At 71.6% G+C, this 18,037-nt stretch carries 16 protein-coding genes; 8 read left to right on the forward strand and 8 right to left on the reverse strand.

Annotated features, from left to right (window positions below; genetic code table 11):
• Nucleotides 1-21: 21 nt before the first annotated feature.
• Nucleotides 22-1,359, reverse strand: a complete 1,338-nt coding sequence (locus ESZ52_RS05900) for an ABC transporter substrate-binding protein (protein WP_131106459.1) — start codon at nucleotides 1,357-1,359, stop codon at nucleotides 22-24.
• A 173-nt stretch (nucleotides 1,360-1,532) separates the two neighbouring features.
• Between ESZ52_RS05900 and ESZ52_RS05905 the strand changes: the two genes are divergently transcribed.
• The 4 genes from ESZ52_RS05905 (at nucleotide 1,533) to ESZ52_RS05920 (ending at nucleotide 6,420) form a co-directional block, all read left to right on the forward strand.
• Nucleotides 1,533-2,534 (forward strand): sugar-binding transcriptional regulator, encoded by a 1,002-nt coding sequence (locus tag ESZ52_RS05905; protein WP_181010070.1) that lies wholly within the window; start codon nucleotides 1,533-1,535, stop codon nucleotides 2,532-2,534.
• A gap of 95 nt (nucleotides 2,535-2,629) precedes the next feature.
• Nucleotides 2,630-3,631: a GTP pyrophosphokinase gene (locus tag ESZ52_RS05910; protein ID WP_131104117.1), complete on the forward strand. Its 1,002-nt coding sequence runs from the start codon at nucleotides 2,630-2,632 to the stop codon at nucleotides 3,629-3,631.
• Nucleotides 3,632-3,907: 276 nt separating this feature from the next.
• On the forward strand, nucleotides 3,908-5,881 hold the full coding sequence (locus ESZ52_RS05915; protein ID WP_131104118.1) for a hypothetical protein: 1,974 nt from the start codon (nucleotides 3,908-3,910) through the stop codon (nucleotides 5,879-5,881).
• An 11-nt stretch (nucleotides 5,882-5,892) separates the two neighbouring features.
• Nucleotides 5,893-6,420 (forward strand): hypothetical protein, encoded by a 528-nt coding sequence (locus ESZ52_RS05920; RefSeq protein ID WP_131104119.1) that lies wholly within the window; start codon nucleotides 5,893-5,895, stop codon nucleotides 6,418-6,420.
• A 51-nt stretch (nucleotides 6,421-6,471) separates the two neighbouring features.
• Here ESZ52_RS05920 and ESZ52_RS05925 read toward each other — a convergent pair whose 3' ends face one another.
• From ESZ52_RS05925 to ESZ52_RS05940, 4 genes are all read right to left on the reverse strand, one after another.
• The gene (locus ESZ52_RS05925) at nucleotides 6,472-7,857 is read right to left on the reverse strand and encodes a short-chain fatty acid transporter (RefSeq protein WP_238154676.1); all 1,386 of its coding nucleotides are present in this window, start codon (nucleotides 7,855-7,857) and stop codon (nucleotides 6,472-6,474) included.
• Between the two features lie 144 nt (nucleotides 7,858-8,001).
• A complete protein-coding gene (locus tag ESZ52_RS05930; protein ID WP_131104120.1) occupies nucleotides 8,002-9,045 on the reverse strand; it encodes an alcohol dehydrogenase catalytic domain-containing protein in 1,044 nt (347 codons plus the stop codon).
• Between the two features lie 34 nt (nucleotides 9,046-9,079).
• A complete protein-coding gene (locus ESZ52_RS05935) occupies nucleotides 9,080-9,646 on the reverse strand; it encodes an NADPH-dependent FMN reductase (RefSeq protein WP_131104121.1) in 567 nt (188 codons plus the stop codon).
• Nucleotides 9,647-9,803: 157 nt separating this feature from the next.
• Entirely contained in the window at nucleotides 9,804-10,841 is a 1,038-nt protein-coding gene (locus ESZ52_RS05940; RefSeq protein ID WP_181010069.1) for an LLM class flavin-dependent oxidoreductase, read from the reverse strand.
• Between the two features lie 80 nt (nucleotides 10,842-10,921).
• Between ESZ52_RS05940 and ESZ52_RS05945 the strand changes: the two genes are divergently transcribed.
• The 3 genes from ESZ52_RS05945 (at nucleotide 10,922) to ESZ52_RS05955 (ending at nucleotide 13,361) form a co-directional block, all read left to right on the forward strand.
• The gene (locus ESZ52_RS05945; protein ID WP_131104122.1) at nucleotides 10,922-11,941 is read left to right on the forward strand and encodes an AfsR/SARP family transcriptional regulator; all 1,020 of its coding nucleotides are present in this window, start codon (nucleotides 10,922-10,924) and stop codon (nucleotides 11,939-11,941) included.
• A 62-nt stretch (nucleotides 11,942-12,003) separates the two neighbouring features.
• The gene (locus ESZ52_RS19185) at nucleotides 12,004-12,933 is read left to right on the forward strand and encodes a hypothetical protein (protein WP_181010068.1); all 930 of its coding nucleotides are present in this window, start codon (nucleotides 12,004-12,006) and stop codon (nucleotides 12,931-12,933) included.
• Nucleotides 12,933-13,361: a GntR family transcriptional regulator gene (locus ESZ52_RS05955; protein ID WP_181010067.1), complete on the forward strand. Its 429-nt coding sequence runs from the start codon at nucleotides 12,933-12,935 to the stop codon at nucleotides 13,359-13,361. Before ESZ52_RS19185 ends, ESZ52_RS05955 begins: the two co-directional genes overlap by 1 nt.
• 38 nt (nucleotides 13,362-13,399) lie before the next feature.
• On the opposite strand, the gene ESZ52_RS19190 is transcribed toward ESZ52_RS05955, so the two are convergent.
• Nucleotides 13,400-15,232 carry a hypothetical protein gene (locus tag ESZ52_RS19190; RefSeq protein WP_181010066.1) on the reverse strand — a complete coding sequence of 611 codons (1,833 nt, stop codon included), beginning with the start codon at nucleotides 15,230-15,232 and terminating at the stop codon, nucleotides 13,400-13,402.
• 20 nt (nucleotides 15,233-15,252) lie between these two features.
• On the reverse strand, nucleotides 15,253-16,086 hold the full coding sequence (locus ESZ52_RS19195) for a hypothetical protein (protein WP_181010065.1): 834 nt from the start codon (nucleotides 16,084-16,086) through the stop codon (nucleotides 15,253-15,255).
• Between the two features lie 93 nt (nucleotides 16,087-16,179).
• On the opposite strand from ESZ52_RS19195, the gene ESZ52_RS05970 reads away from it, so the two are divergent.
• Nucleotides 16,180-17,136, forward strand: a complete 957-nt coding sequence (locus tag ESZ52_RS05970; protein ID WP_131104123.1) for a hypothetical protein — start codon at nucleotides 16,180-16,182, stop codon at nucleotides 17,134-17,136.
• On the opposite strand, the gene ESZ52_RS05975 is transcribed toward ESZ52_RS05970, so the two are convergent.
• The gene (locus ESZ52_RS05975) at nucleotides 17,091-17,984 is read right to left on the reverse strand and encodes a hypothetical protein (protein WP_131104124.1); all 894 of its coding nucleotides are present in this window, start codon (nucleotides 17,982-17,984) and stop codon (nucleotides 17,091-17,093) included. The genes ESZ52_RS05970 and ESZ52_RS05975 overlap by 46 nt on opposite strands.
• Between the last annotated feature and the right edge of the window lie 53 nt (nucleotides 17,985-18,037).

The following is an 18,037-nucleotide window of genomic DNA, read 5'->3' on the forward strand; positions in this document are numbered from 1 at the left end:
CCTCGGTGCTGCGGGTCGTCGTCACTGTGCGCGCCTCTCTCGGGCCTGGTACCGCTCGGCGATGTCCTCGGCCAGCTGCTGGCCCTGGTCGAGGGCGTCCTGGACCGACATCCGCCCGGCGATCGCCGCGCTGACGTCCTGGCTGACCTGGGTGCCGAGCTCGGGGAACTCCGGGATCCCGATGAACTGGATGCCCATCGCGGGCCGGGGCTGCAGGCCGGCGTTCTCGGGGTCGGCGGTCTCGATGGCCCGCCGGGTCGGCTCCGCGAACGCCCCGGCCACCTCGAGGTAGTCCGGGTTCTCGTAGGTGGAGGCCCGCTTGCCGGAGGGCACCTGCGCCCACCCGACCTCTTCGCCCACCAGCTCCTCGTACTCCTTGCTCGCGGCCCAGGAGATGAACTCCCAGGCGTCGTCCTTGTTCTCCGAGGCCTCCTGCACGGCGAAGGACCAGGCGTAGAGCCAGCCTGCGCTCTCGGTCCTCACCACCGGTGCGGGGGCGTAGCCGAGCAGGCCCTGGACGGGGGAGTCGTCCGCCTCGAGCGAGCCTGCTGCCGACGTGGCGTCATACCACATGGCCGAGTTGCCCTGGGTGAGGTTGTTCAGGCACTCGACGAAGCCGGAGTTGGGCGCGCCCCGCTGGCCGTGCTCGCGGACCAGGTCGACGTAGAAGGTCACGGCCTCGGTGAACTCGGGGGCGTTGACCCGCGCCGTCATGCCGGTCGTGGAGTTCTGCTCGTCGGACTCGAACCAGGTCCCGCCGAAGGTGTTGACCACCGTGGTCAGCGGCGCGAAGATCTGGCCCCAGCCCGGCTGCCCCCGCAGGCAGATGCCCGACATGCCGGGCTCGGCACCGTCGACCTCGGCGGCGATGTCGGCGACCTCCTGCCAGGTCGGCTGCTCCGGCATGGTGATGCCCTCGCGGTCGAGGATGTCCTTGCGGTACATGAGGAAGGAGGACTCCCCGTAGAACGGCTCGCCGTAGACGGAGCCGTCGACCGTCAGGGAGGTCACCATCGAGGGGAGGATGTCGTCCTGGTCGAAGTCAGGGTCGGCGGCGATGTAGTCGTCGAGGTTGGCGACCCACCCGGCGCGCGCGTAGATCGGGATCTCGAAGTTCGACAGCGTCGCGACGTCGTACTGGCCCGACTGGCTGGTGAACTCCTGGCTGACCAGGTCGCGCAGGTCGTTCTCCGGCAGGACCGTGTAGTTGACGCTGATCCCGGTCTCCGCGGTGAAGTGCTCGGCGGTGAGCCGCTGCAGGTCCACCATCTGCGGGTTGTTCACCATGATCACGTTGAGCGTGCCTTCCGCGCCCGCGTCCCCGCCGGCCCATCCTGCCGTGCAGGCCCCGAGCGTCATCGTGGCGGCCAGCGCCAGACCGAGTGTCCTGGGTATGCGCGCGCTGCGCTGTGCTCTGCGAGGCAACTGTCCTGACCCTTCGTTGGATGCTCAGATGTGCATATGCTGTGCACGTATGAGCGCAGGATGCTGAGTCAACTATGTTCGTGCTCGACGTGTCAAGGGTGGCCACCGTGGGCCGCCCGCAGGAGGAGAGGTGGACGCCGGTGTCCGATGCGGTCAGGGTCGGTGGTGATGGCTCCTTGCGGGCCGCTGCGGACGTCGCACGTCGCTATTACCTCGACGGGCGGTCCAAGGTGGAGATCGCGGCCGAGCTGGGCCTGAGCCGGTTCAAGGTCGCCCGCCTGCTGGACCTGGCCAACGAGGCCGGGATCGTCCGGATCGAGATCGTCGAGCCGGTCGAGGAGCAGGTGCTGGAGCTGGCGGAGGAGGTGCGCAGTCGCTGGGGGCTGAAGGACTGCCGGGTGGTGCCCACGTCCACGGCGGCGGCCGCCGACGTCGGACAGGCCGCGGCGGAGCTGCTGGTGGGGCTGCTCGGCCCCCAGGACGTCCTGGGTCTGCCGTGGAGCCGGTCCGTCCATGCCATGGTGGACATCTTCACCACGCTCCCCACCGTCCCCGCAGTCCCGATCGTTCAGCTGAGCGGTGCCATGGCGAGCAGCACCGTCGACAGCAGCACGATCGACCTCGTCCGCCGCGCCTCGAGGAAGGCCGGCGCCGGACGGAAGGTCTTCTTCGCACCCCTCGTCATGCCCGACCGGGAGGCCGCCGACGCGGTCCGGCGGGACCCGGCCGTGCGCGACACGCTGGCCGCCGCGAGCACGGTGACGGTGGCCATGGTCGGGGTCGGGGGGTGGGGGCCGGGCTCGTCGACCATCTACGACGCCGTCGACGAGCCCGTCCGAGAGGAGGTCGCCGATGCGGGGGCGGTGGGTGAGGTCGCCGGGATCTTCTTCGACGTCGACGGCGGCATCGTCGAGACCGACCTGTCCGCCCGGATCATCGCGCTGAGCCCCGCCCATCTGACGCAGATCCCCACCGTGCTCAGCAGCGCGCACCAGGTCGAGCGCGTCCCCGCGCTCGCCGCGGCCCTGCGCGGTGGGCTCGTCAACACCCTGGTGGTGACGGCCGACGTCGCCGAGGAGCTGCTGACGGGCTGCCCCGGCCCCGGGTGATGGCCCGCCCGGGTCTCGGCAGCGGCTCACCGTGCTCGCCAGGGCCCGTCGAGGTCGGGGACCGGTCGGCGCGCCCGATGCGGCAGGCTGTCCCCATGGTGTCCTCCGAGCCGGCCAGGATCCGCAGGGCCGCGGCCCGGTATGCCGCGGACCACGAGGCCTACGTCGCCGCCACCGACGCTTACGTCGCCCTGGTCACCCAGCTCCTCGACGACGCGGGGATCAACTACCTGGACGTGAGCGGCCGCACCAAGACCGTCGAGTCCTACGCCGGCAAGCTCTCCCGCCGGGTGGACGGCCGGCTGGCCTACCCGGACCCGGACCGGGACATCACCGACCAGATCGGCGTCCGGGTCATCACCTACGTCCTGGCCGACGTCCGTGCCGTCGTGGAGCTGCTGGCCGACCAGCTGGTCATCCTGGAGGACCGCGACATGGGCCGGGAGACCGCGGCGCAGGGCCGGTGGGGCTACTCCAGCCGGCACCTGCTCGTCGGCCTCGACCCCGCGCGCCACCAGACCAAGGGCCCGATGCGCGGCCGCAAGGCCTCGGTCCAGATCCGCACCGTGCTGCAGCACGCGTGGGCGGAGTTCGAGCACGACATCCGCTACAAGGGCTCGGTCCCGGAGACGCACGCCCCCGACTTCGACCGCCGTTTCACCCTCGCCGCCGGCCTGCTGGAGCTGGCCGACCAGCAGTTCACCGCCATCCGCGACCGGCACCGCGAGGAGGTCGCCCCGCCCGTCGACCCGGCCGACGACGACCCGCGCATCGGCAGCCAGGAGCTCTCCGCCTTCCTGGCCGGCCAGTTCGCCGACGCCGGCTGGTCCCGAACCGACCACTACGCCTGGGTCTCGGGCCTGCTGCTCGAGCTCGGCATCACCTCGCTCGCCGAGCTGCGCGACCTGCTGCGCACCGTGGACACCGCCGACATCGAGGCGCGGATGGGCTACCGCTACCCGCCCGGCGCCGTGCGCCGTCTCGACGACGCACTCCTGTCGGTCTTCCGGGACAGGTATGTGGCCCTGCACGGCAACGCGCACCGCACCGCCCTGCTCGAGGCCCGGCTGGAGAAGCTGTCCGCGGCCACCCCGTAGGCGTCCGTCGGCCGACCTCGTGCCGCCAGCCGCCACGAGCCACGCTCGACGACGAGGGACGACGAGGCACGGGGACGACGCTAGGCTGCGCTGCAGAACTCACCCGGGGAGGGACCGACTCCAGCGCCGTCTTGTAGTTGTTGTGTGCTCAACGATGCGGGGCCGGAGGCCATCGACACCTTCGACGCGGCGATCGCCGGGCAGCCGGACCGGGTGGAGAGCACGGCCTGGCAGGTCAGGTGGCACAGCTCAGGTCCCCGGTGAGGCGGCGCTGAGATGGCCCTCGTCAGCATCGACATCGGCGCGATGGAATCCCTGGTCAACGACTTGACCAGCGCCAAGGCAGACCTGCCGTCGGCGGCCACCACCGTGCACGGCCGCCTCACCCAGGTGCGGCTCGGCACGGGCTCGGTCGACCAGGTGATGCCCAGCCAGGAGATCTGGACGTGGATGGAGGACCGCGTCCGCGACCTCCACCGGCGGCTTGCCCTGGCCCGCATCATCGCTTCCAGCACTCCCGGCTTCGGCGGCGAGGGCGTCGTCGAGATCGACGAGAGCGTCATCAGCACCCTGGACGACGCGGCGCTCACCGCCCTCGTCGACGAGCTCACCGGGCTCATGGAGACCGAGCCCGGCGATCGCACGGACGTCGACAAACGCATCCTGGAGATCCTCCGGGAGCACGCCCACGACCCCTACTTCTCCCGCATCCTCGCCACGCAGCTCTCGCCCGAGGACCTCGACCACTACCTGCGTGCGGTCAACGACCACCGACAGTACGAGACGCGTGGCCTCGACGAGGACGGCATGCGGGCCTTCGACGAGCGCTACGACAGCCTCCTCAACGGTCTGGGTATGTCGCTCGGGCTCGCCTCCCAGGGCACCGGCCCCCTCGCCGTCCCGGGGATGGCGCAGGACTGGTCGGCGCACCTCGAGCGCAGCGCCCAGTTCGGCGGAGCGCACCGCCTGACGCTGGTGCTGAGCCGGGGAACCTTCAGCACCGACCTCTTGCTCGCCGTGCACGGCGCACTCAAGGACTACGAGGGCGACCGCGGGGCGTCGGCGTGGACCCTCGGGTTCGGCGACCAGGTCATCGACCCGGACCCGGCCAGGAGCCCCGGGGCGGTCCACCTCGCGGACCCGATGGGGGCCCTCTTTCAGGCGCTCGGGGCGAATCCGGAGGCGATGCGACGGATCTTCGCCGACGGTCCCACCACGACCATCGAGACCGACGACGGCCCGGCGGAGGTCAACGCCTACCTCTGGCACGTCCTGCGCCACCGCGGCACCGACGAGCACGGTCTGCAGCAGCTCGTCCTGGGTCTGCAGACCGGCGTGGCCTCGATGCCCGTGGAGCACATGCCGGCCTGGCAGCCGGTGACCGCGGGCCAGCTCGACAGCATCGTGAACGCGATCGAGCGCGAGGTGCGGATCGCGGAGGAGAACACGCCGCCGTGGTACGCCTCGGTCGGGCACGTGCTGCTCGACATCGTCGGCCTGGTCCCCGGTCTGGGGGAGTGGGCGGACGGCCTCAACGCCGCCTGGTACACCGCCGAGGGCAACTACACCGACGCCGCGATCTCCTCCGCCGGCATGATCCCGGTCGTCGGCTGGTTCGCCGTGGGCGGCAAGTGGGTCCGGCGCAGCTTCACGGCCGAGGAGCTGGCCTCCCTCGGACGGGCCGTCGACAACGGCCTCGACGTCAACCGGATGCTGCCGGGCGGACGGGTCCTCACCGACCTGACCCAGATGCGCGACCCGGCGAACTTCACGCCCCAGTCCTTCCTGTCACCGTGGCAGCAACGCGTGTTCGCAGACCGGCCGTGGCTGACGAACGTCGTGGCCGGCAAGAAGTTCGACGACTTCATGGCCCCGAACTACCCCTACAACCAGGTGTACATCGACTACCCCGGCGGTCGCGGCGGGTATGTCAAGCTCGACAGCTATGTGCCTGGTGAGGAGATCATCTCCCGCAAGCTGACGCAGCTGAACGACGTCACGTTGGGCACCGCCAAGGGTCACATCGACGAGCTGGTGCGCAAGTATCCTGAGGGCGCGAGAATCAGGGACGTGCCCAGCTCCGGAGAGCTTGGCCGGCAGTTCCTGGATGGCGACATGATTCTCCAGGTGCCGCCCCAGCGGGGCGGGGTCATCCCGCCCGAGCTGGCGGAGTACGCAAAGACCAAAGGCATACGCATCATCGACATCAACGGCTTCGACTACACCGCAGCCGTCTATGGCAACCCCTGAGGAGGACCGTTATGCACTACCGCTTCGGCCGTGACTGGAACTCTTTCACGGGTGAACCCATCGACGAGATCAGCGAGGAGCAGGTCCGCGAACGCTGGGAGAAGGGGCCAGCCTTCTCGGTCAGCCGGATCGGCGACGGCCACCGCGTCCCGGACTGGACCCTCATCGTCCGTCCCGGTGGGGACTACCTCAAGGTGTCCCGGTATGACGAGAACGGATCGACGGTCGAGGTGAGGCACTTCAGCGAGGAAGAGGGTGGCGACGGGGTCTTTCTCTCCCAGCTGACCACCTACGTCTACGAGGACGCGGACCGGCCGCAGAGTTTCAGCGAGGCGGTGGCCCACAAGATCTGGCAGTTCTGGCCTGACGGTCGGGCCCGGTGCCGGGAGACCATCACCTCCCAGCCGCAGGCTCGGGTGACGGAGTATCGCGATGTGGACGTGTCGCCGCTGTGGGTGGGAGCGACACCGACGTTCGGCGACTGGGACCGCTGGGGCGACCTGCCCGACCCGCAGACTGCGCCTCCGACAACCACCTGATACAGCCGCCGAGCTCGCACTGGCCCATGACCAGCCGCCACCCGTCGATCTCTAGACCCCTGCACCGACGAGCAGCAGAATGGCGGCGAAGACGAGCCCGGAGGCGATCATGGTGACCGTCGTGTAGCCGAGGATGTCGCGCATCTTCAGGCTGGCGATCGCGAGCACCGGTAGCGCCCAGAAGGGCTGGATCATGTTGGTCCACTGGTCGCCGTAGGCGATCGCCATGATCGCGACGGACGGGTCCACACCCAGGCGCTCTGCGGCGTCGAGCATGACCGGGGCCTGCACGGCGAACTGCCCTCCCCCGGAGGGGACGAAGAAGTTCACGACACCAGCAGACAAGAACGCGAGCACCCCGAACGTGGTCGGGTTGGCGACGCTGACCACCCAGTCGGAGAAGACGGTGATGAGGCCGGACGTGGCCATGATCCCCATGATCCCGGCATACAGCGGGAACTGCAGGAGGATCTCCCCGACGTTGGATGCCGCGTTCTTGACCAGCGCGATCAGCTCGAAGGTGTTGCGCACCAGCAGGAGGATCAACGCCAGGAAGGTCCAGTTGACGATGTCGAGGGTGACCGTCCCGCCGTCCGCGAAGTGCAGCACGAGGTAGGCGGTGAGGGCCAGGCCCACCAGGAGCGTCACCACCCGGCTCGCGTCGACCCGGTCCGCCGGCGTGACGATCTCGTCGTCCAGGTCGACATTGTCGGAGTCACGCGCGTCGAACCCCAGCTCGATGACCTGCTCGCCCTCCCGTGGCGCCACGAGGGCGAGGGCGATGCCGACGACGATGATGGTCGCGACGGCGCCGGTGATGTTCCACCACGTGAAGATCGTGTCGCCGATGGGAATGGTCCGGCCGAGCTGCTCGGCGATGAAGGAGCCCTCGGTGGCCGCGGTGAGCGGGCCAGAGGCCGAGTAGCCCATGTGCCAGATCACGTAGCCCGAGTAGCCGGCGGCCACCAGCATCGGGAAGTGCAGCCGTAGGCCACGCTCGCGGCCCTGGGCGGCCACCTCCTTGGCGAGCAGGACACCCACGACGAGGCCGAGCCCCCAGGTGATGAGCGAGGCGAGAGAGGCGATGACGAACACGAAGAGGTAGGCCTGCAGCACCGTCTTCGGCACCCCGCCCAGCCGGGCGAGCAGCTTGCGGACCGGGCCGGTGTTGGCCAGCGTGTGGCCCAGCAGGAGGATCAGGGCCATCTGGGTCATGAAGGCCAGCAGCCCGGCCAGGCCGTCGCCCCAGCCGGTGAGGACGTCGGTCGGGCCGGCGTCGGTGAGGACCAAGGCCGCGATCGCCACGACGAAGGTCAGCACCACGGCGAAGACGAACGCGCTGGGGATGAACTTCTCCACGAGGGAGTTCACCGGGCGCATCACCCGGGCAAGGGGGGCCGACTTCTTGCCCTGGGTCTCTGGGGCAGCTGCTGACATGGTGCACTCCTGAAATCTTGACGAAGGGGCGGCGACTTCGGGCCGGGGGCGGCAACTGCCTGACGGGGTCCGCGGACGTGAAGATACAGCGCAGCGCGAGTCCGTGGGGGGAGGCTCGGCGATAACAGCTGTCGCAGATCCGCTTCAGGGGCGGATGATCGTCACCCCGGGCGTGGCACCGGTGTCCATCGCGGCCAGGGCCGCGGGTGCCTCTTCCAGGGTGATCGTCCGAGAGATCAGCCGCTCGGGGGTCAGCCGGCCCGTCGCGACGTCCTGCAGCATCCGCGGGTAGTCGACTGCGGGCATCCCGTGGCTGCCCAGCACTCTCAGCTCGCGGGCGATGACCACGTGCATCGGCACCGTCGCCCGGTTCTGCACCACCGCCGGCGGCAGCAGCCCGATCTGCAGGTGTCGCCCGTGGGTGCGCAGGCTGAGGGTCGCATCGCGGGCGGTCCCGACGCTCCCGAGCGCGTCGACCGCCACGTCCGCGCCGTGCGGCCAGAGGTCCCGGACCGCGTCCACGGTGTCCCGCTCCGAGGCGTCGACGACCCGGGCGGCACCGGCCTCGGCCGCCAGCTCCAACGCAGCCTGGGTCACGTCCACCGCCATCACCTCTGCCCCCTGCGCGGCCGCGATCATCACCGCCGCCAGACCGACCCCGCCGCAGCCGAGCACCACCACCCGCTCACCCTCCCGGACCCGGGCGACGTCCACCACGCCCCGGTATGCCGTCGCGAACCGGCAGCCCAGCCCCGCCGCGACCTCCGCACCGACCGCGTCCGGCAGCTGCACGACGTTGGCGTCAGCCCGGGGGATGGCGACGTACTCCGCGAACGACCCCTGCCCGCTGAACCCGGGCTGCCACTGGTCGGGGCAGACGTGGGAGCCGCCGGCACGGCATACCTCGCAGGTGCCGCACCCGCAGACGAACGGGACCACCACCCGGTCCCCGACCGCCACCCGCTCCACCCCGGCCCCGACCGCGTGCACCACGCCCGCGAACTCGTGACCCGGCACGTGCGGCAGCTCGCGGATGTCGTCGTCGTGGCCCTGCCAGGCGTGCCAGTCCGAGCGGCACAGGCCCGTGGCCTCGACCGCGACCACCACCCCGCCCGGCTCGGGCGAGGGGGTGGCGACCTCGGTGACGTAGGGCAGCTGGCCGAAGGCGTCGAAGCGGAGGGCGCGCATGTGCCTCATCCTGCCAGCGGCCAGTGGGTCGGCCTCAGCCGCGCGGCAGGACCGTGAGCACCCGCTCGATGTGGTCCCGGAACTCCTGCATGTAGGCGGTCAGGATCTGCTCCAGCTCCGGGTCGCTCACCGTGCCGTCCTCGGCATACACCTCGGGGTTGAAGTTGATGTAGGCCTCCGGGGCGGTCATCTGCCGGGCGTTGCAGAAGGCGAGCACGGCGCGCAGGCTCTGCTGCGCCACGGCCGTGCCGATGCCGCTCGGGGAGGCGCCGATGACGGCCGCGGGCAGGTGGTCGAAGGAGTTCTGGCCCCAGGGCCGCGAGGCCCAGTCGATGGCGTTCTTCAGCGCACCGGGGATGGAGCGGTTGTACTCCGGGGTGACGAACAGGACGGCGTCCGTGCTCGCGATCGCCTCCTTCAGCGCCGTGCCCTCCGCGGGGTAGTCCGCGTCGAAGTCGGGGCTGTAGAGCGGCAGGTCCCTGATCGGGATCTCGGTGAACTCGAGGTCGTCCGGTGCGTGGTGGATCAGCGCCTGGCTCAGCGTCCGGTTGATCGACGTGGACGACAGGCTGCCGACGAAGTAGCCGACCTGGTAGGTCACGGTGTCCTCCTGGTGCTCGGGCGGGCACGGCCCGGGGCCGGGCCGGACATCCAGGCTGGCAGAGCGCCGGGCCCGGTGCACGCGCAGCAGACCGCCGGTGCAGGCGGACGCCGGGCTTGCGGGCTCCGTCGTCAGCCGGCGTTCAGGTCAGGGGCCTTCAGGTCAGCCGCGCCGTCAGCTCGGCCACCGTCCGCTCGCGGTGCACGTCGCGGTCGACGGGCTCGGCGTCATACGCGCCCGCCACCGGCTGGATCATGACCTCGCTGACGTCGAACTCGGCGGCCAGTGCGCGCGCCTGCTCGGCGACCTCGTCGGCGGTGCCCAGCAGCCAGGAGGAGGTCACGGCGTCGAAGGACCCCTGCGGGATCGGCAGTGGCTCCGCCTGCGCCTGCTCCACGGTCATCAGCGGACGCCGCTGCTGAGGCCCGGGCACCTGGAGGCTGGCCATCATGTGCTGGAAGGGCAGCGCCAGGTCGCGCGCCTGCTGCGCGTCGTCGCCGACCACGGCGTTGACGGTGAGGAAGGTCGTGGGTTCACCCTCGCCGGCGTAGCTGGACCGGTAGAGGTCCAGCGCCTGGGCGGTGCCCCGGCCGGAGAAGTGGTGGGCGAAGACGTAGGGCAGCCCGAGCTGGGCGGCCAGGCGCGCCGAGTAATCGGAGGACCCGAGCAGCCAGACCGGCGGCGCCTGCTGCGCCCGCGGGGTGGCGAGGACCTCGTGCTGGCGGTGGCCGATCTGGACGGCCGCACCCTCGGTCGACATGAAGGTCATCACCTGCTGCACGTACTCCGGGAAGCGCTGGACCTGGTCCTGCTCGGAGAGCCCGGAGCGCAGGGCCCAGCTGGTCACCGGGTCGGTGCCGGGAGCGCGTCCGAGCCCCAGGTCGATCCGGTCCGGGTATGCCGCCTCCAGCAGGGCGAACTGCTCGGCCACCGCGAGCGGGGCATGGTTGGGCAGCATCACGCCGCCGGACCCCAGGCGCATCCGCTGCGTCACCGCGGCGAGCATCCCGATCGCCACCGGCGGGCTGGTGGAGGCCACGGACAGGGTGTTGTGGTGCTCGGCGAGCCAGTAGCGGTGCACCCCTGCGCCGTCGGCGACCCGGGCGAGACTCCGTGCGGCGTCCAGGGCCTGTGCGGTGGTCTGGCCGGAGCGGACGGGGAGCAGGTCAAGGACGGAGACGCGGATAGGTGACATGTCTACCACCATACGCGCCCGCTGATCAGCACTCTTTCAGTTCCCTCCACCAGCCTGGTCCCGTGCGACATACTGGAGCGATGAAGGCAGTCGTCGGTGTCCTCGGGAGCACGACGCTGGTGATCGACGGGTCAGCGGTGAAGCTGGCGGCTCGTCCGCGGGCGGTGCTCACCGCGCTGGCGGTCACCGCGCCCGATGTCGTCGCGCCGGCCCGCCTGGCGGACGCCCTCTGGCGAGGTAACCCGCCCCGCTCGGCGGCCAACGCCATCCAGGTCTACGTCTCCGCGATCCGCAAGGGTGCGCACGAGGCCGGCTGGGTGGGCGACTTCGTGCTGCACCGCGACGACGGCTACCTGCTCGACCCGGACGTCCAGGTCGACCTCGACCAGCTCCAGGTGGCGGTGACCGAGGCCCAGCGCCTGCTCGACCGGCGCGACCCCGTCGGGGCCGAGCAGCTGCTGGCCGGTCGCACCGAGCTGGAGCCGACGCGGGTGCTGGCCGACCTGCCGGCGGAGTTCGGCCAGTCGGTGCGCCACGCCGGCCAGGCGCTGCTGGAGCGGGCCCGGCTGCTGCGGCTGCGTGCGCTGATCTGGAGCGGCCAGGCCGAGCAGGCACTGCCGACGCTGCTGGGACTGTGCGACGAGTACCCCGAGCGGGGCGACGCGGTGGAGCTCGCGGCCCTGGCCTACTACGCCTCGAGCCGGCCGACCGAGGCCCTGGAGCTGCTGCGCCGCCACAGCCACCACCTCCGCCACGACTTCGGCCTCGACCCCGGGGAGTGGCTGCACGTCCTGCAGAGCAGGATCCTCAGCAACGACCCCACCCTGCTGCCGGACGTGGACGTCAGCACGACCGTCGTCTGCCCGCACACGCCCGCGGACGCGGTGTGGGACGCGGTCGTCTGCGCCCGCGCGGTCGGCGGGATGCTGGCCGAGGGGGCCACCAGCGAGGACATGCCCCCGTGCCTGCAGCGCAGCGTGACCCAGCTGGGTGAGTGGCCGTTCCTGCTCGAGCTGGTCTCGGGGGTCAAGGAGCACCAGGGACCGGTCGACCCGGCCGCCACCGGTCGTCCGTCACCCGCTGAACCTCGAATGTATTGACACAATCGTCCCCGGACGCCTACTTTTGTGGCAACACAAAGTTGTCGAGCCGGGGAGAGCACATGTTGACCGACGCGATCGTCCTGCTGGTTCTGGGGGTGGCGGCCATGGTGCTGCCCCTCTCGTCCGGGTTCCGTCACTGGCAGGTGGACGACCTCGCCCGCCGGGTCGGGGGCCAGGTGCATCCGAGCCTGCGCCCGACCATGGAGGCCAAGCTCACCCGGCGCACGCTGTGCGCGGGCGTCGCGATGCTGCTCGGTGGCGTGGTGCTCCTGGTGGTGGCCCTGGTCTGGCCTGGTGAGCCACCGCTCGACGACGGTGGCTGGCTGGTCATCTCGCTCCTGGTGGTTCTCGGCGCGGCCGGCACCGTGGTGGCCGAGCTGTGGCGGCCGGGAGTCCCGGGGGAAGGCCCGCGCGCGGCCAGGACCGTCGCTCCCGGGTTCGGCGACTACGTGCCGCGCCAGGCCTTCCTGCTCAGCGCCGGCCTGGTCGCGGCCGGGTTGGTGGCGCTGGTCGCCACGCTGTCCGTGGGTGGCTCGCGGTGGTTCTCCGCAGAGGTGCTGTGGCGCAGCCCGGTGCCGGTGCTGCTGGTGGCCCTGGCTGTCCTGACCCTGCTGAGCTGGTGGGCGGTGCGCCGGGTGCTCGATGCACCCCAGCCCGCCGCGGACGAGAGCGAGCTGTACTGGCAGGACGCGCTGCGCGCCCACACCCTGACCGGGCTGCTGACGCCGCTGGCACTCGTCGCCCTGCTGGCGATCAGTGTCTGCGGGGTCACCCTGGATGACGCCGCCTCGCAGGTCGCGGCGGACGCGGGCCAGGTGGGTCCGGCCTGGAGCCTGGCTCTCCTGATCGCCGGGTATGTCGTGCCCCTCGTCATCGTCGTCACCCTGCTCGCGACCAGCCCGTGGTGGGTCCGGCCGCACGCCGGTGACCGCTTCCGGAGCCGGCTGTGGCAAGGACGCTCGGCCGACGAGCTGGGGGCCCGGGTCTGATGCTGGTCGTGGACCCGGCGTCGAGCGAGCCGCCGTTCGAGCAGCTGCGGCGCCAGCTGACCGAGCAGATCAGGGGCGGGCAGCTCGCGCCGGGGGACCGGCTGCCGACCGTCCGCCGGCTGGCCGGCGACCTGGGGATCGCCCCCAACACGGTGGCCCGGGCCTACCGCGAGCTCGAGGCCGCGGGGCTGATCGAGGGCCGCGGCCGGGCCGGGACGTTCGTCTCGACGCGCGTCTCGGCGGGCGAGCTGGCCGACGGGACGGCACACCCTGCCCGGCCCGACACCCCATACACCCCTGAGATCCGGGACCCCGCGCTCCTCGCGGCCGCCCGGCGGGCCGCCGACTCCTACGCCCGGCAGGTCCGTGACCTCGGCCTCTCGCCCGCGGACGCCCTGGCGCTGGCCCGGATCTCGCTGCGCGGCTGAGCCGGGTGGCTGCTGCCGGCAGCTGATGAAGCCGGTCCCTACTGGTAGCTGATGAAGTCCGGCGCCGGGTCGACCTGGCTCATCGTCTCCTCGGGCGTGAGCATGGGCGTGTCCTCGTCGTAGAAGTTCTTCCAGCCCCAGTGCTCGATCGACGGCGCGTAGTGGTGCAGCGCCCGCCAGGTGGCCTGCTTGTCGCCCTGGGCACCCTGCCCGTCGGCGTGGATGAGCACGGCGACCTCGTCCCGGCTGCGGTCCACCTCGTCGACGTCCGGGATCATCCCCAGCTGGAACATGTGCAGGACCAGCATCTTCTGCGGCAGGTCGTGCTCCCGGGTGAGGTCGGCAAGGTAGTCGACGACCTCGTTGACCTCCTCGACCTCGACCGAGCCGATGCGCACCAGGTGCACCTCGTCGGGGCCGAGCCGCCACTCCGGGTCCAGGGCGAGCCCGACGTGCGGGAGCAGCAGCAGCTCCTCGTAGCGCTGGGCCTGGGAGAGGAAGTCGTGCCGGCCAGGCTGCAGGTCGAGCACGACATACACCCCCTCCTCGGCGGCCAGGTCGACCAGCGGCCGCAGCTCCTCGATGGGCAGCTCGTTGGAGTACATGCCGTCCCACTCGGGCTGGGCGCTGGCGACGGTGACGATGATCTCCAGGGTCGGCACGGCCGGCCCGTCGGTGAGCGGCTCGTACCGCGCGGCGTACTCCTTGGCCCGGGTGATCGTCTCCTCGATCGGCTGCTCGCCCAGGACGCCCAGGGAGCCGGTCGACGGCGTGCCGTAGAGCGCGACGTAGGTCTTGCCGGGCAGGGTCAGCTGGCCACCGCCGGGCAGCTCGACCCCGGTGCGAGCGGCGCTCGCCTTCCAGGCCAGGTCCGGCGCCGTGCCGAAGTCCTCGCCCAGGCCGACGAGGGCGGTGACCTCGAGGTCGGCCAGGGCCTGGACCGTCTCGGAGGAGGCGCGCGGATCGGTATGCGGCCCCACCAGCACGTGCGCGCCCGCCGCCCTGGCCGTGCCCAGCGCCGCCAGGTCGTGCTCGGCCCCGGTGCTCATCAGCGCGACCGAGGTATGCGGCTCGGCGCGGTCGGTCGGCGGCAGCTCGTCGCGGTCGGAGGTGAGGGGCTCGGGGGAGGCCGTGCTGTCGGGGGCGGCCGTGGAGGTGGCTGCCTCTCCGTCTGCCTGGCCCTGGTCGGCCTGGTCGTCCTGGTCGTCCCCGTCGGCGGCGGGCTCGCTGTCCGGCACGAGCAGCTGGGGCTGGTCCGGGTCGAGCTCGCCGATCCGGCCCGGGGCGTCCTCCGCGCTGACGGTCACTACCTCGCCGTCGATCCCGAGGAGCTCGGCCAGCCCGGCGTCGTCCTCGGGCACGACCACGTCGATGCCGGGGTCGGCGACCTCGCCGACGACGAGGGCGACCTCGGCGTTCAGACGCTCCAGCTCGGCGGAGGCCGAGCTCCCGTCGACCAGCACCGGCACGCCCAGGGCGACCCCGGCCGAGGCGGCCCGCACCTGCTCGTCCGCGCTGGCCAGCACCACGACCGGGGCGGTTTTGAAGAAGAGCGCGCTGGCATCGGCGGCCATCTCGTCGGGTCGGTCGGCGGTGAGCACCGCCGCCGCCGGGCCGTCCGGGTCCTCGCAGTCGGTGCAGTCCCAGGTCTCAGCCAACACGGGGGTCAGCGGATCGGGCTCCGGCTCGTCCGCGTCGTCGCCCCCGAGCCCGAGGAAGCCACCCCGCCCCCCGTCGCCCTCGGTCCTGCTGGCGCCGTCGGCGGTCCCGCTGGCGCCATCGCCGGGGTCGCCCTCGCAGGCGGTAAGCACCAGAGCCGCGGCGCACACCGAGGCCACGATGGGGGCCCGTGCTCTACCGGTCGATCTCATCGGTCTCCTCGGCCGTCCGGTCAGGAGCGGCCCCCACCGTCCGGGCGTCCCTGGGAGCCGTCCGAGGTGTCGGGGGAGCCGTAGGGGTTGTCGGGGTCGTAGCTGGGGGTGCTGCCGCTCTGCCCACCGGCACCCGGCTGGCCCCAGCCGGGCGAGTCCTGCGGTCCCGACTGCCCGTAGCCCTGCTGTCCCGGGTAGGGGGCCTGGCCGTAACCCTGCTGGCCGTAACCCTGGCCGGAGCCCTGCTGGCCGTACCCCGGCTGACCGTAGGGAGCGCCGTACCCTGGGCCGCCTGCCTGCATGGCGTTCTGCTGCTTCTTGTCCTTGCTGCGGCCCACCAGCCACAGGATCAGGCCGATGATGGTGACCAGACCGAGGGGGAACAGGGCGAGCAGCGCCAGACCGGCGGCGCCGGCCCCGACGAGGGCGGAGGAGTCGATGGGCCCGCTGAGGCGTGCCTCACCGCCCTCGCAGGTGAAGGTGTGCTCCCCGGCGACGGTCGCGGCGTGCCCGCCGATGACGGTCAGCGTCGTCGCGTCCGCCGCCGCGTCGTCGATGTCGGATGCGCTCAGGGGCTGCTCGGTCCCGCCGGGCGGGGTGACGGTGCAGGAGACCGCTCCGGACGAGTCGGCCAGGACGAACCTGCTCTCCCCCTCGTCCATCGTCACCGCCTGCGGGGTGCTGAGCGAGACGGCCTCGCTCTCCATGGACTCCGCCGCGTTCACGATCTGGACGAAGCCCCAGACCATCACCCCCGCCGTGATGAGGGACAGCACCAGCCCGATGATGAACATCCATTTCCCCGCCGTGGTCATCCCGCTCCTGCGCGGCGCCGGCGCACTCCCATAGGTCATGCGTGGCAGCCTACCCACCGACCGGCGCCGGTCCCGTCTTCTCCGGACCTCGGGTATGGCGGGCTGTCGGTCCTCGCCCCTATCGTTCGGGAGATGGCGAGCGAGTCACGCACCGAGGTCCTGCGGCTGACCTACGCGAGCCTGCGCTGGATGCTGGTGCTGCTGCCGGCCGTCCTGTTCGTGGTGACGGTGGGTGCGGCGATCCAGCAGGGGCACCTGGAGACCTCGATCAGCGCCTACTACGGCGGCCCGGTCCGGGACGTCTTCGTCGGCGTGCTGATCGGGGTGGCCGTGCTGCTCCTCACCTACCAGGGCGCGACGTACTTCGAGGACTACAACCTCGGCGGCGCGGGCTTCTACGCCGTCTTCGTGGCGCTCGTGCCGACCGGGCTGGCAGACCTCCTGGCGGAGCTGCGCGGCGGTATGACGTTCTCCGGGCAGGGGATCACCGCGGCGGAGTACGTCTGGTCGCTGCGGTTCAGCCTGACCGTGGTGGCCCTGCTGGCGCTGGTGCTGTTCGCGCTGGAGCTGCGGGTCATGAAGCGGTTGCGGGCACTGGTCACCGGCGACCCGATCTCCCTGGTCTTCGTGGTGGTGACCGGCGGGACGCTGGTGGCCTTCCTCGCCCTGGCGATGTGGCAGCTGTGGGTGCCGCCCGTCGACGAGGTGACGATGGAGGGGCTGCGGATGACCGGCATACCCGTGCTGGGGGAGGTGCAGCTGCGGATCCACGACCTCGCCGCGATCTTCCTCATCTGCGCGCTGGCCGTGGCGGTCTGGAGCCACGCCTGGCCCCGCGCCGCCGCCCGGCGCTCCCGCGAACGGCCGGAGGCACACGAGCTGGTCCACCTCGCCGGCTACCGCATCATCTTCGTGCTGATGGTGCTCGGGCCGCTCGTCGCCTGGGGGATCGCCCGAGCCTTTGCCCCCGGCCACCTGGTGATCTTCCTGGAGTGGTGGGAGATCGCGCTGTTCTGTCTCTTCTGGGTGGTGGAGACGCGTCGTCAGGCCCGGCGGCCGTCGGCCCCGTCGTCGGTGCCGCTCAGGTGACCGTCCTCGTCGTCCTCGAAGACGATCGCACCGGAGGCCACCAGCTCCTCGAGCTCCTCGTCGGTGAACGCGGCCAGGTCCTCGTCGGTGAGCTCGACGTAGTCGTCGTCGGTCGGCCCGTGGCTGGAGCGAGAGGTGTGGGTGTCGGTCTGGTCGTCCGCGTCGGCGTCCGGTTCCCCTCGGTTCTTCTCCCACCACTCGTCGGCACCTTCCTCCGGCGGCAGGTCCTCGTCGGCAGCCGCGGCCTGCTCGTCGCCCTCTGGGCGCAGCGCCAGCAGCACGCCGCCGATCAGCAGCATGGTCAGGCCGAGGATCGTGCCCAGGCTGCCCAGCGCCAGGCCGCCGACCCGCGCCACCACCGAGGCCGGCGACAGCTCGGGGGAGAGGATCACGCCGAGCCCGTCACACTCGACGAGGTGCTCCCCGTCGGACCCGGCGGTGAAGTGGCCGACGACCTGGATGCGGGCCACGGCCACGTCGACGCCTGCCCGGTCGGCGGTGCGGTCGTCGAAGGCGACCGGCTGCCCGTCGGGGCCGGTGACCGTGCAGCTGATCTGGTCCACCGGGGTCGGGACCAGCTCGCCCGGGGCCACCAGTCCGCCGGTGACGTAGAGGGTCCGCTCGGCCCCGGCCTGCAGCGACACGCTCGCGGTGCCGTCGAGCAGCTCTGCCGAGTTGGCCTGCAGGTGGCTGATCATGCTGCGGGTCATGAACCCGGCGATGAGCGTCACCACCAGCGACACCACGACCAGCACCACCCCGCCCCGGACCAGTTGCCGCCCGGAGCGGCGCAGCCGGGCCCGGCTGGTGCTGGGCCGAGCGGTCGTCCCGGGGTCGTCGGTGGGCATGGCTCCGACTCTAGGGGGCCGCGGCCACCTGTCGCTCGGGGGCCACCTCGTCG

The sequence above is a fragment of the Ornithinimicrobium sufpigmenti genome (assembly GCF_004322775.1).
Classification (GTDB): domain Bacteria; phylum Actinomycetota; class Actinomycetes; order Actinomycetales; family Dermatophilaceae; genus Ornithinicoccus; species Ornithinicoccus sufpigmenti.